This window comes from Methylorubrum aminovorans (assembly GCF_022179725.1).
GTDB classification, from domain to species: domain Bacteria; phylum Pseudomonadota; class Alphaproteobacteria; order Rhizobiales; family Beijerinckiaceae; genus Methylobacterium; species Methylobacterium aminovorans.
Genome location: NZ_BPRC01000005.1, coordinates 188,948 through 200,852 on the forward strand (window position 1 = coordinate 188,948; position 11,905 = coordinate 200,852).

The 11,905-nt window shown below is 66.7% G+C and carries 15 protein-coding genes; 11 read left to right on the forward strand and 4 right to left on the reverse strand.

The features are described from left to right. Window positions 1-78: 78 nt before the first annotated feature. Window positions 79-927: a DUF3750 domain-containing protein gene (locus tag MFF24_RS10015; protein ID WP_238224348.1), complete on the reverse strand. Its 849-nt coding sequence runs from the start codon at window positions 925-927 to the stop codon at window positions 79-81. A 292-nt stretch (window positions 928-1,219) separates the two neighbouring features. Here MFF24_RS10015 and MFF24_RS10020 point away from each other — a divergent pair, with 292 nt between their 5' ends. After that, window positions 1,220-3,346, forward strand: coding sequence for a TonB-dependent receptor (locus tag MFF24_RS10020; RefSeq protein ID WP_238224417.1), 2,127 nt, complete (start codon window positions 1,220-1,222; stop codon window positions 3,344-3,346). 17 nt (window positions 3,347-3,363) lie between these two features. Here the strand turns inward: MFF24_RS10020 and MFF24_RS10025 are convergent, their stop codons facing one another. Together MFF24_RS10025 and MFF24_RS10030 are read right to left on the reverse strand one after the other, a co-directional pair. Further along, window positions 3,364-3,813 (reverse strand): hypothetical protein, encoded by a 450-nt coding sequence (locus tag MFF24_RS10025; RefSeq protein ID WP_238224350.1) that lies wholly within the window; start codon window positions 3,811-3,813, stop codon window positions 3,364-3,366. Between the two features lie 73 nt (window positions 3,814-3,886). Next, complete coding sequence (locus tag MFF24_RS10030) at window positions 3,887-4,393, reverse strand: peptide deformylase (protein WP_238224352.1); 507 nt, start codon at window positions 4,391-4,393, stop codon at window positions 3,887-3,889. A gap of 393 nt (window positions 4,394-4,786) precedes the next feature. On the opposite strand from MFF24_RS10030, the gene MFF24_RS10035 reads away from it, so the two are divergent. The 6 genes from MFF24_RS10035 to MFF24_RS10060 all read left to right on the forward strand — a co-directional run bounded on the left by MFF24_RS10035 (window position 4,787) and on the right by MFF24_RS10060 (window position 7,658). Next, on the forward strand, window positions 4,787-5,044 hold the full coding sequence (locus MFF24_RS10035) for a hypothetical protein (protein WP_238224418.1): 258 nt from the start codon (window positions 4,787-4,789) through the stop codon (window positions 5,042-5,044). Between the two features lie 216 nt (window positions 5,045-5,260). Beyond that, a complete protein-coding gene (locus MFF24_RS10040) occupies window positions 5,261-5,509 on the forward strand; it encodes a hypothetical protein (protein WP_238224354.1) in 249 nt (82 codons plus the stop codon). Between the two features lie 208 nt (window positions 5,510-5,717). Further along, window positions 5,718-5,927 carry a cold-shock protein gene (locus MFF24_RS10045; protein ID WP_108941692.1) on the forward strand — a complete coding sequence of 70 codons (210 nt, stop codon included), beginning with the start codon at window positions 5,718-5,720 and terminating at the stop codon, window positions 5,925-5,927. A 219-nt stretch (window positions 5,928-6,146) separates the two neighbouring features. Then, entirely contained in the window at window positions 6,147-6,527 is a 381-nt protein-coding gene (locus tag MFF24_RS10050; RefSeq protein ID WP_108941691.1) for a DUF6481 family protein, read from the forward strand. Window positions 6,528-6,888: 361 nt separating this feature from the next. Beyond that, window positions 6,889-7,215, forward strand: coding sequence for a hypothetical protein (locus MFF24_RS10055; protein WP_238224419.1), 327 nt, complete (start codon window positions 6,889-6,891; stop codon window positions 7,213-7,215). A gap of 68 nt (window positions 7,216-7,283) precedes the next feature. Continuing rightward, complete coding sequence (locus tag MFF24_RS10060) at window positions 7,284-7,658, forward strand: PH domain-containing protein (RefSeq protein ID WP_238224420.1); 375 nt, start codon at window positions 7,284-7,286, stop codon at window positions 7,656-7,658. A gap of 149 nt (window positions 7,659-7,807) precedes the next feature. Here the strand turns inward: MFF24_RS10060 and MFF24_RS10065 are convergent, their stop codons facing one another. Next, window positions 7,808-8,851 carry a hypothetical protein gene (locus MFF24_RS10065; protein WP_238224356.1) on the reverse strand — a complete coding sequence of 348 codons (1,044 nt, stop codon included), beginning with the start codon at window positions 8,849-8,851 and terminating at the stop codon, window positions 7,808-7,810. A gap of 358 nt (window positions 8,852-9,209) precedes the next feature. On the opposite strand from MFF24_RS10065, the gene rpsF reads away from it, so the two are divergent. The 4 genes from rpsF to rplI all read left to right on the forward strand — a co-directional run bounded on the left by rpsF (window position 9,210) and on the right by rplI (window position 11,745). Further along, complete coding sequence (rpsF, locus tag MFF24_RS10070) at window positions 9,210-9,656, forward strand: 30S ribosomal protein S6 (protein WP_108941688.1); 447 nt, start codon at window positions 9,210-9,212, stop codon at window positions 9,654-9,656. 2 nt (window positions 9,657-9,658) lie between these two features. Next, window positions 9,659-9,913 (forward strand): 30S ribosomal protein S18, encoded by a 255-nt coding sequence (gene rpsR / locus MFF24_RS10075; protein WP_004446294.1) that lies wholly within the window; start codon window positions 9,659-9,661, stop codon window positions 9,911-9,913. Window positions 9,914-10,049: 136 nt separating this feature from the next. After that, on the forward strand, window positions 10,050-11,138 hold the full coding sequence (locus tag MFF24_RS10080; RefSeq protein ID WP_108941687.1) for a DUF2232 domain-containing protein: 1,089 nt from the start codon (window positions 10,050-10,052) through the stop codon (window positions 11,136-11,138). Window positions 11,139-11,172: 34 nt separating this feature from the next. After that, the gene (rplI, locus tag MFF24_RS10085; protein WP_004446280.1) at window positions 11,173-11,745 is read left to right on the forward strand and encodes a 50S ribosomal protein L9; all 573 of its coding nucleotides are present in this window, start codon (window positions 11,173-11,175) and stop codon (window positions 11,743-11,745) included. Window positions 11,746-11,905: the final 160 nt, after the last annotated feature.

Here is an 11,905-nt window from a genome sequence, read left to right on the forward strand (position 1 = left end):
CCGGTAGCACGGATCGATCGATGCTGGGGGGTTGAGTCGGGCGCGGGCTATCGTCCCGGATCGCGCCGCGAAGCCGGCTCAGCCGGAGACCGAATCGGTCGCCGGACGGCGCTCCGGTCGCGCGGTCGTCGGCGCCGCCCTATCGGCATCGCCGCCGGGGATCAGCGCGATCCGGCCCCAGCCCGGCAGCTTCAGGGCCGGGCGGCGCCAGTCGAGACCCGCCACCGCGCCGAGCAGGTTGAGTTCCAGCCCGTCGACCCAGCCGACGGTGAGGCCAACATAGCCCCGCCACGACAGGCGCAGGCCGGTGCCGCTCGGGGTGCGCTCGGCGAAGCGGCCCGGCGGCGTCCAGTCCTTGCCGAGCGCGGTGGGCGGCAGCGGCACGTCGTTGTCGGGGATGCGTGCGACGACGTGGGCGGCAAAGGTGTTCGAGTTCGGCCCCGGCCACGCCTGGTACGAGCCCTGGCTGCGGTAGGGGTAGTCCGCCACCGCCGCGCGGATCCGGGGAATCGCCCGCGCCGCGGCCTCGCCGTCGAGCCCGAGCACGATCTCGGGCGCGTTGCCGAACCAGCGCCCGTCCGGGGCGTAGGCGTCGGTGCGCACGGGCGTGCCCCAGCCGACCACGTCGTAGCGGGTGTAGCGGGGCGCGCCCGCCTCCTTGATCACCACCCAACTGTGATGGGCGAAGATGCCCCGCCAGCGCCCGACCCTCGCGGCGTAGACCCGCACCATCGCCTCCGGCACGGCGGCGGCCGGCGGCAGCAGGCCGGCGCTCGACCAATCCGCCGTCGACCAAGTGTCCGCACGTCCCCCTTTCGCATTCCACCACAGGGCGTGGGTCGCGAGGGGAACGAGGAAGAGAAGGACGAGGAGGGCGAGAGCGAGGAGGAGGAAGCGGAGGGCGGGCAGAAGCACGTCGGCAGGCATCGGGTTCCAGAAGACGACAGATCCCGACAGACGGCACCCGCCCCAGGAACGAGCCCCAATGTCACGTCCGGTCCCGCTCGGCACAAGCACCCGCGACGCCGCGACCGCAGGGCCCGCGGCGCGTCTCGTGCACCAGCGCACGGGACGCCGGATGATGCGGCCCGGTCACACCCCGCCGCCGTAACCGATCCTGAAGCGGATAAGCCTTGCAACATTGTAACATTCCGATGATGAAACATTGTAACGTGACAAGGCTGGATCGACGGGAATGCGACGCGGACGCTCGGGACGGATGCTTCTGGCGGCGGGAGTGGTGCTGACGGTCGCGCCCGGCACCATCGCCGCAGCCCAGGCGCAGGCGACGGCCACCCTGGACGAGATCAGCGTCACCTCGGTCAGCCCGGTCCAGGCCCGGCCCGCCGCCCCGGTGGCGCCCGCCGCCGCCGCGCCGTTCGCGCGGGCGGCTGAGGTGCTGCCGGTGGCGACCAGCACCTTCTCGCCGGTCACCGTGGTGCCGCAGGAGCGGATCGCCCGCGACCAGCCGCGCACGCTCGGCGACGCCCTATTCGACCGGCCCGGCATCTCGGCCTCGACCTACGCGCCGGGGGCGGCCTCGCGCCCGATCATCCGCGGCCTCGACAACGCCCGGGTGCGCATCCAGGAGAACGGCATCGTCAACGGCGGCGTGTCGGATCTCGGCGAGGACCACGCGGTGCCGGTCAACCCGCTGAATGCCGGCCGGATCGAGGTGATCCGCGGGCCCGCGACGCTGCGCTACGGCTCGGGGGCGATCGGCGGCGTGGTCTCGGTCGAGAACAATCAGGTGCCGACCTTCATCCCGGCCCGCGGCGTCACGGGACAGGTCACGACCGGCTACACCACCGTCGATAACGGCCGGCTCGGGGCGGCCAGCGTCGATGCGGGCGCGGACGGCATCGCGGTCCATGCCGACGGCTTCAAGACCGCCACCGATTCCTACGCCATCCCCGGCGGCATCCAGCGCAACTCGGCCACCGAGTCGCAGGGCGGCTCCGTCGGCATCTCGGCGGTGGGCGAGCGCGGCTTCCTCGGCCTGTCCTACAGCCACTACGACGCGATCTACCAGATCCCCGGCGGCGAGGCGGAAGAGGCGCGCACCCGGCTCACCCCGAACCAGGACCGCCTGCTCGCCCGCGGCGAGGTTCGGCCGCTGAACGGACCGTTCGAGGTGCTGCGCTTCTGGGCCGGCGGTTCGGTCTACCGCCACGAGGAGATCGGCATCGGCGAGGACGGGGTCGATGGGGTCCAGGCGATCTTCAAGAACCGCGAGGTCGAGGCCCGCTTCGAGGCGCAGCACGTCCCGGTCGTCACCGCGCTCGGCACGCTGACCGGCGCGGTCGGCGTCCAGGCGGGCCGGCGCGTGCTGAACTCGCAGCTCGAGAGCTTCCTGCCGCAGACCGAGTCGCGGATGCTGGCCGGCTACCTGTTCGAGGAACTCGCCGTCGGCAACGGCCTGCGGTTCCAGGCGGCGGGCCGGATCGAGGGGGACCGGCTCAACAGCATCGCCACACAGTTTCCCGCCAGCTACCTACCGACGGACGGTGACCCGGCAAGCTACGCCCTGACCCGCCGCTTCGCCCCGAAGAGCGCCAGCCTCGGCGCCCTGCAGGATCTGCCCTACGGCTTCGTGGCGAGCCTCAACGGCTCCTATGTCGAGCGTGCGCCGACCGGCTACGAGCTGTTCTCGCAAGGCCCGCACGACGCCACCGCGACCTTCGAGATCGGTGACCCGACCCTGCGGCTGGAGCGGGCCCGCACGGTCGAGATCTCCCTGCGCCGGGGGGAAGGGCCGCTGCGCCTCGACGCCACCGGCTACGTCACGCGCTACACCGGCTTCATCTTCAAGCGCGACACCGGCAATCGCTGCGACGACGACTTCGCCTCCTGCGGCTCCGGCGACGAATTGCGCCAGGTCGTCTACTCGCAGGCCAACGCCACCTTCACCGGCGCCGAGATCGGGGCGCAGCTCGACCTTTTCGCGGTCGGCGACGGCTGGGCCGGGATCGAGGCGCAGTACGATTTCGTCCGCGCCCAGTTCGACGACGGGAGCTACGTCCCGCGCATCCCGCCGCACCGGCTCGGCGGCGGCGCCTTCGTGCGCGCCAACGGCTGGTTCGCGCGCATCAACCTGCTCCACGCCTTCGACCACACCGAGATCGCCCCGTTCGAGACGACGACGCCGGGCTGGAACGACCTGCGGGCCGAACTCGCCTACACGCAGGCGCTCGACCCGGCGGTCTACGGCGCCACCGAGGTGACGCTCGGGCTGCAAGGCCGCAACCTGCTCGACGACGACATCCGCAACTCGGCCTCGTTCAAGAAGGACGAGATCCTGCTGCCGGGCCGCAACCTCCGCCTGTTCCTCACGGCGCGGTTCTAACGCGCCGCTCCGCAAGCTTACTTGCCGCGGGCCGGCTTTCCCGCCGGCCGCTCGGGCGGCGTGACGGCGCCCGCCACCGTCCAGTGGCACACCGCCGTCCCCTTCAGGGTGAGGCAATCGTAGGCGCGGCCGTTGAGGGCGACGTGGTCGGCGAGCCCCAGGACCGCGGCGCGCTCGACGGGGCTGCAGCCGAGATCGGATTTCGGGTCGGTCGCGACCGCGAGCGCGGCGGTCCGGTCCTCCCCCGTGCTGCGCAAGAGGCTGCGCAGGTTGGCCAGCGAGGTGCATCCGACCACGGCAGCCGGCCTCTGCGCCTCGGGCCTTGCCGGCCCCTTCGGATCGCCGGAGCGATTGCCGGAGGCCGTGCCCTGCGCCGCGGCGGACCCGGCAAGGCCGGCGGCGCAGAGGCCCATCCCGGCGAGGATCAGGACGGCGGACCGGGACAGGCGAGACGATGGACGGGGCATCGGCGGCTCACGGGCGAAGAGCGCAATCAAGAGCGCGACCATAGCATGAAGCCCCTCGCGTGACGGCCCGCCCTCACGGTTCCGTCCGCGCCCGCAGCTTGGCGTAGCGCTTGAGCGCCCGGTCGCGGCGCAGCCGGCTCAGCCGGTCGATCCAGAACAGGCCGTCGAGCTGGTCGATCTCGTGCTGCAGGCAGGCGGCGCGCAGGCCCTCGGCCTCCTCCTCCCGCTCGGCACCGTCGAGGTCGCGGTAGCGCACCCGGATCCGGGCCGGCCGCTCCACCGGCTCGACCACGCCCGGCATCGAGACGCTCCCCTCCGGATGCGCGGCCCGCTCGGGCGAGGCGAAGACGACGACGGGATCGATGTAGACCGCGTGCGGCTCGTCCGGCTGCAGGCGGATCACCACCACCCGCTCCGGCTGCCCGATATGGATCGCGGTCAGTCCCATCGCCGAGACGGCACCGAGGGTATCGAGCACGTCCGCCGCGAGCGCGCGCAGCGTCTCACGGGGGGCGGTGACCGGACCGGCGGCCATGTGCAGGCGCGCATCGGGATAGAGGATCAGCGGGCGGACGGGCATGCGAGCGGATTCCGGAGCCTGAACCAGGACGGGCTGGACGATGGTCGCCGTGGCCGAAGAGCCGGGGGCGGGACATGCGTCGCTCGAACCCCATACCAGAAGCCGGCCGGCTCGACGCTTCTTCGATGTCTCGCCGATGAGCGCGCCACCACGCGGAGCCGGAAGAGGATCTGCGACAGAGGATCGGCGGCACGCATCAGCCCGCCGGCCGCGCCAGCCTCTGCGTCGACCGTGACGCAGCCGAAAAGCAAAGATGGAGAAAACCCGCTTCCGCGGAGAGTTGCGCCGGTCGAGATCAGTCTATCCCAACGAATCGACGGACCCCGACAATGCCGGAACCCAGGCATGGCCGGTGCATTAGACCTGAAATCCTTCAAGGAGCATGTTGGCATGATGAAGACCCTGACGACCCTTCTCGCCGGCACAGTCGTGGTGGCGACGATGGTCGCCGCGGTGCCGGCTTCCGCGCAGTCGATCACGATTGGCCCGAACGGTCCCGGCTTCGATCTCCGATCGCGGGGCCAGCGCGAGCGCGATGACCGCCGCGAGATGCGCAGGCGCGACCGGGACGACTATTACCGTGAGCAGCGCTTCCGCGATCGCGACCGGTTCGACCGTGGTGGCTACAACCGCCGCGGCTACGATTACTGATCGAGGACCGTTCCTGAATCGCCTCGGAGCGCGCGGCGGTCGCTCACCGTGAAAGCGCAGCCTCCGAGGCGGACGTGACGAGAAGGGCCGGGAAACCGGCCCTTCTCTTATGGCTGCTTTACAGGAGCGTGAGCGCACGGCCCGCGGACAACGTCAGGCGCAAGCGCTCTTGCAGAAAGCGCTCTTGCCGAAACAGCGAAGCGCGGGAAATCCGGGATGGCCGACGCGATCGTTATGCCGGGCGCGGCCACGCCCGTGGCCATCGTCGACCACGCAGGCCAGATTCCAAGGCCGAATCATTCGTATCGAGACCGCCCCTGGCTGGTGCGCAACAAATGTTATTTGCACAACAATGTTAGACAACACCGAGAGGACACGGATCGTCAGATCAGCATCCTACTCGTCCTGAATGGCCAAGTTTCTGCCACGAATTTCCACCTCGGACGGCGGGCTCTGTTCCAGTGAAACCTTTGCCCCGCTTGCGAGGTTGCATCACCGAACATAACTATGCCTTGTCGATCGGCGGCCGCCCCTGACGAGGCCTTCGATGCCTCCGGAAGGGACGCGGCACCGGCTTATTTCCTCGGTCGCTCCGACGAACGGGACGGCCTTTTCGGCCGAGAGCGGGACGCATTTCACACGGGGAGCCGCGGCGAGCGCAGGAGGAACCCGGATGCATACTGGTACCGTGAAGTGGTTCGACGAGATCAAGGGCTACGGGTTCATCCAGCCCGATACCGGCGGCAAGGACGTGTTCGTCCACATCTCCGCCGTCCAGCAGGCGGGCCTGCGCGGCCTGGTCGAGGGACAGAAGGTGACCTTCGACGTCGAGAACGACCGCCGCAGCGGCAAGCCGGCTGCGGTCAACCTGCAGGCCTCCTGAGGCTGGATCTTTCCGGATTCCCGCCCTAAATCTGCTTCCGTATCGCAACAGGCCCGAAAATGTTATCGGAGCCGCCCCGAACAGGGGCGACATCTGTTGCGTGTTGCGGCGCACTCGTGCATCGACTGCGCCGGTCTATTTGACTCAGCGCCGAATCCCGACCGCCCGGCATTAGGATTGATCCGGCCGTCGGTCGTGTCACCGTATGAGAAAGGTCATATGAGCGCATTCGACTTCAGGAACTTCGAAGACCGCCGTCAGAACTCCCAGGCCGCCAAGGCGGCATTGCTCGAGAAGTTCAAGGCCCGTCCGCCCCTGGACGATCCGGAGATGATCGCCAAGGCCCAGGCCCGTGCCGAGGTCGCCCGCGCCCGCGACGAGCGCGCCCGCGAGCGTGAGCGCATCCGCATCGAGACCGAGCGCAAGGCCGCCGAGGAGAAGCGCCTGCGCGAGGAGGCGGAACTGGCCGCCCAGCTCGCCCGTGAGGCCGCCGAGGCGGCTGCCCTTGCCGAGCGCAAGGCCGCCGAGGCCGCGGAGAAGAAGGCAGCCCGCGATGCGCGCTACGCTGCTCGCAAGGCCAATGTGAAGATCCGCCGCTGAGCCGTCGGCGCGGCTCCCGCCTCGCGAGAGCTGCGTGGAACGCTTTGCCCGGCGGGCACCGACCCGAGACGACCCCACGCGCCGGATGCTTCGAGCCCGGCGCGTTTTCTTTTGCCTCGTTGAAGAGCGGCACTGACGCGTGGCGCGCCGCGATGCATGCTGCAGGGCACAAAGCCGCGCGAGGCCGCCACGATGCCCCGGTCGACGGCATTCCTTGTGGGCAGACTACGCAGTTCCGGGCCGGGATCGACCGGCAACGCTTGGCAAGCCGGCTTTCCCCGACATTAGAGTGCCGGACGCTTCGATGATGCGCCACCGCGCCGGGGTGAACAGGGAGGGCCAGACCGTGCGTATCCTGACCGTGCGTATCCTTGGCCACCACCTCGGCGCGCCGGCTCGGCGGCGCGGTCCGAGTGCGGCCGGCCTGTGTCTCGCTGCGCTGCTCGGATTGAGCGTCGGAGCGGGCCTGGGGCTATCGCCGGCCGTCGCGCAAGGAGAGCCGCCGATCCGCAGCGCGGAGGATGCCTTCTGCCGCAGCGAGGCGCGGGCACAGGTCTTCTCCGCCCCGGATCCGCTCAATCTCGGCCTGCGCGAGATCGGCCGCCGCATCTGGGCAAGCTGCATGGATCGGACCCAGCGGAAGGGACAGGCCAAGGGGCAGAAGCCCCGCAAGCGCCGTCACCGCTGAGCACGGTGCTCTCGCGGCGGAGCGAGGCCATCCCCACATCCTGCCGGAACGAGGCAGGAGGCGAAATGATGGGTTTTCTCGACGGGCTTCTCGGGCACGGCAGCGATCTCTCCGCGGACGAGGTGGACCGGCAGCTCGCCGGGGTGCTGGCGCCGGGCGAGAGCGTGCGCGTCGCCTTCAAGGTGATCCGCGACCTGATTATCTTCACCGACCGGCGGCTCATCTTGGTGGACCGCCAGGGCATGACCGGGCGCAAGGTCGAGTACCTCACCGTTCCCTATCGGGCGATCACCTCGTTCTCGGTCGAGACGGCAGGCAGCTTCGACATGGATTCCGAGCTCAAGATCTGGATCTCGGGCCGACCCGAGCCGATCCAGCGCACCCTCAAGCGCGGCGCCGACATCCTGGGGATTCAGCAGGCGATTGCTAGTTCGCTGAGATAGAGCAGCCCCATGTGCGTCGCGATCTACCGCCTGGCGCCCAGCGACGTGGCCAGAATGCGTGCTGAACACCCTGTTCGGCATATATGAATAATAATGAGTTTTGATGTTAAATTATTATAAACGACTCTTAAGCTTAACCCAGCAATAGCTTATATAATTACATGTAAATCTAATTCTTTTTGCTCAGTGTTCGGTCGTTTTACATGCATGCTTCGAATTGCGTCTTCAGTCGAAATAGACCAATCCTCATCCAGGATCCACTTAGTATGAATTTCATTCATTCTATGCTCTTCTATCATCAATATTTGTATCATTATAAGCAAAAGTCTTACATTGTGATAGAATTGCGATATACCAGGATCATCGTCTGGAATGTACTTCGATCCCTCGCCCCAGTCGAGCGGTTCAGGTTTACGTATATCACCATGAATGACTGCGTTCCTGAATTCTCTGAGATGCTCCGCAGCTACGCCAGCAAGTGACCCGGCTCTTAAAATGCGTCGCATTTCTGGTGTCTTAAAAAATTTGTCCTCAGCACTCCTCGTTCCAGTTGCCATATAAACGAAATTCCTGATGTGCGGAAATGAATTGTTTTCACCTAATTTCAGAATTATTTCTCTCCCTCGCGCTCCTCTTTGCTGTTTTATTTCCTTATGATATTCACTAATTATATCAACAGCGCCTTCGTATGCAGTCCATGTTAAACTAAAAACGATGAATCCCGCGAGATATTTTTCCGACAATTCGCTGTTTGCGCTCTCGTATTCGGCAGCAGGAGCACACCACCCACTGTCGCCTTGCAAGTCAGTGTCGGCAAAAATGTCATTTATAGACGCCGCCAATCTCAGGTTCTCGCTTACTATCGTCCACCCTTCGAATACCTGAGCAAATTCATTTGATGCCGACCATAAAAGCGTCATATGTTCGCGCAAGTTGATTACAGACAGTCCTTCGCTAGCTTGACAATTCCAAAGTGGGTCAATGGCGGAATATTTATTTTTTATAAAACCATCCATTAAGGAATCATAATCAATTCTTCCTGAAGATAGAAGCTTAAATTCCTCTCCCTGCCTGAGTTCGATGTTTTTCCTTCTGAAATCAGGCGCCGCCTCCTCTACACGTTTCCGATAAATAAATCTTGATATACGAGATTTACTTAATTTACTGGCGACGGCGTCCATAAAATTCTTCATCGATACTCTTTCGTCTTAGGAAGGCTGCGACTCCGACAGATATCGGCTTTCCCCGTTTGGCGCATTGCAGTCCGATGCCTTTCGAGGCTTCACAGGCATCAATGGGGCTTGACCTACATGTAACAAGTAGTTAGTGCGCGGCCTTCGCGTTCGCTCCGGCCGGGGGCTGAACGGACGGTGCCGTTCGCGGCATAGGATTTCTTCGAAAAGTCCGTCGTCCGGTGTCTCCGCCTTCGATCAACCGCTCGGGCCATCATCACGGCTCGAAGGGCTTGGCGCCGAGAGAATGCGAGAGAACCGGCCCGATTCAACCCGCGATCCGCGGGCGGGCTTCCTTATGGCAAGGAAAGGCCCAAAAATGCCTCTCTACGAGCACGTCTTCCTGGCGCGCCAGGACGTGACGGCCCAGCAGGTCGAGACCATGGTCGAGACCTACAAGGGCGTCATCGAGGCGGGCGGCGGCACGGTCGAGAAGATCGAGTCCTGGGGCGTCAAGTCCCTCGCCTACCGCATCAAGAAGAACCGCAAGGCGCATTTCACGCTCCTCAACATCTCCGCCCCCCCGGCCGCCCTGGCCGAGATGGAGCGCCAGATGCAGATCTCCGAGGACGTGCTGCGCTTCATGACCGTTCGCGTCGAGCAGCTGGAGGCCGAGCCTTCCGCGATGATGCAGAAGCGCGACCGCGACGACCGCAAGGATCGCGACCGCGGCGACCGTCCGCGCCGTCGCGACGACGATTTCGGTGGCGGCGATCGGGGTGATCGCGGCGACCGTCCCGAGCGCAACTTCGGCGGGGAGAACTGATCATGGCCTTCGGTGCTGGTGGTGGCGGCGGTGGCCGTCGTCCGTTCTTCCGTCGTCGCAAGAGCTGCCCGTTCTCGGGCGAGAACGCTCCCAAGATCGACTACAAGGACGTGAAGCTGCTCTCCCGCTACGTCTCGGAGCGCGGCAAGATCGTGCCGTCCCGCATCACTGCGGTCTCGGCCAAGAAGCAGCGCGAGCTCGCCCAGGCGATCAAGCGCTCGCGCTTCCTCGGCCTGCTGCCCTACGTCATCAAGTAGGACCTCCGGCCGGCCCGCGCGCGGGCCGGCCATCATCGCCAGGGCGGCTCTCTTTGAAAAACGAGCCGCCGGATCGTTGGGGCGTCGTCTTCAGCCCCTAACCCTGCCCAAGTGGGACAGCGGGACAGCGGACTTCATGACCAAGGACATTTCTGTTGGCGCCGGTGCCGGCCTTGTCGCGGCGCTGCTGTTCGGCGTGCTGCTCAAGGGCAGCGCGCTCGCCATCCTGCTCTACCTGCTCGCCCCGCTGCCGATCCTGATCGTCGGCTTGGGCTGGAGCCACCGCGCGGCGCTCGCCGCCGTCGTCTCGGGCGCCCTGGCGTTGGCGCTGTTCGTCGCCCCCTCTCTCAGTTTGGCGTTTGCGGCCTACCTCGCCATCCCCGCATGGTGGCTCGCCTATCTTGCCCTTCTCGGCCGTCCCAAGGCGGACGGCACGGCGGACGGTGCGATCGAGTGGTATCCCACGGGGCGCCTGCTCGCCTGGGTCGCGGGCACCGCCGCGCTCGCCTTCATCGCGATCGCCGTCATCGCCGCGCCCGACTACGACACCTTCCGCTCGCAGCTCAGCACGATGAGCCGGCGGATCGTTCAGGTCCAAGTCCAGCGCGGCCGCATTCCGCCGCCGGCCCAGAACGCCCCCTCGAATGAGGCGCCGGCCGGCAACGCCGAGCGGCCCGCGGAGCCGGCCGCTCCGCAGATGCAGGGCGGTGAGCAGCCCAAGTCCGGAACCACCGGCGAGACCAAGGCCGACGAGACCAAGCCCGACGATCTCGCCAGCGAGGTCGCCGACGCGCTGGCGAGCGCCGCGCCCGCGATCGCCGCCCAGGGTCTGACGATCCTGTTCACCTTCTATCTCTGGGCCGCCGCCCGCATCGTGCAGATCTCGGGGCGCCTGCTCCGGCCCTGGCCCGACCTCCCCTCCACGATGATGCCGCGGTCCGCCCTGTTGGTCTTCGCCGCAGCGCTCACCCTGGCGATGGTGCCCGGCTATCCCGGTGCCCTCGGCATCGCCCTGATCGGCGCCTTCAGCGCGGCCTTCGCGCTCCAGGGGCTCGCCGCCTTCCACGACCGCAGCCGCGGCCGGCCGGGGCGCTTCGCCCTGCTCGCCGGCCTCTACGTGCTGCTGTTCCTCACCCAGGGCGTGGCCATGCTCGCCCTGATCCTGTTCGGCATCGCCGACACCGCTCTCGACCGGCGCCGCCCGAAACCTCACGGCGACGCCTGAGACGAACCTTCCAACCCGCTCAAGGAGAAACCCGATGGAAGTCATCCTGCTCGAACGCGTCGCCAAGCTCGGCCAGATGGGCGAGACCGTGAACGTGCGCCCCGGCTACGCCCGCAACTTCCTGCTCGCCCGCGGCAAAGCCCTGCGCGCCACCGAGAACAACAAGAAGCACTTCGAGGCCCAGCGCGCCCAGCTCGAGGCGCGCAACCTCGAGCGCCGCAACGAGGCCCAGACGGTCGCCGAGAAGCTCGACGGCCAGAGCTTCGTGCTGATCCGCCAGTCCGGCGAGACCGGCGTCCTCTACGGCTCGGTCTCGACCCGCGACCTCGCCGAGGTCGTCACCAAGGAGGGCTTCAGCGTCGAGCGCGGCCAGTTCGTGCTCAACCAGCCGATCAAGACGCTCGGCCTGCACACCGTGCCGGTCACGCTGCACCCCGAGGTCGAGGTCAAGGTGACCGTCAACATCGCCCGTTCGCCGGAAGAGGCCGAGCGTCAGGCCCGCGGCGAGTCGGTGACCGAGCGCGAGCAGTTCAACCTCGACGACCTCGGCCTCGAAGTCGGCCAGGCGCTGGCCGATGCCGGCGAGGGCGCCGACGACCGCGGCTGAGCCTGGGTTCCCAAAGGGATCATCCCTTTGGCGGGGTCTCGGGGCAGCGCCCCGAGCTCCCTTCACCAGGGCTCCGCCCTGGACCCTATGAGAAGGGCCCGCCCTTTCGAAACCTGTGACTTCGCGGTGGAGAACGGGGATGCGCCGGGCTTCGGCGTTG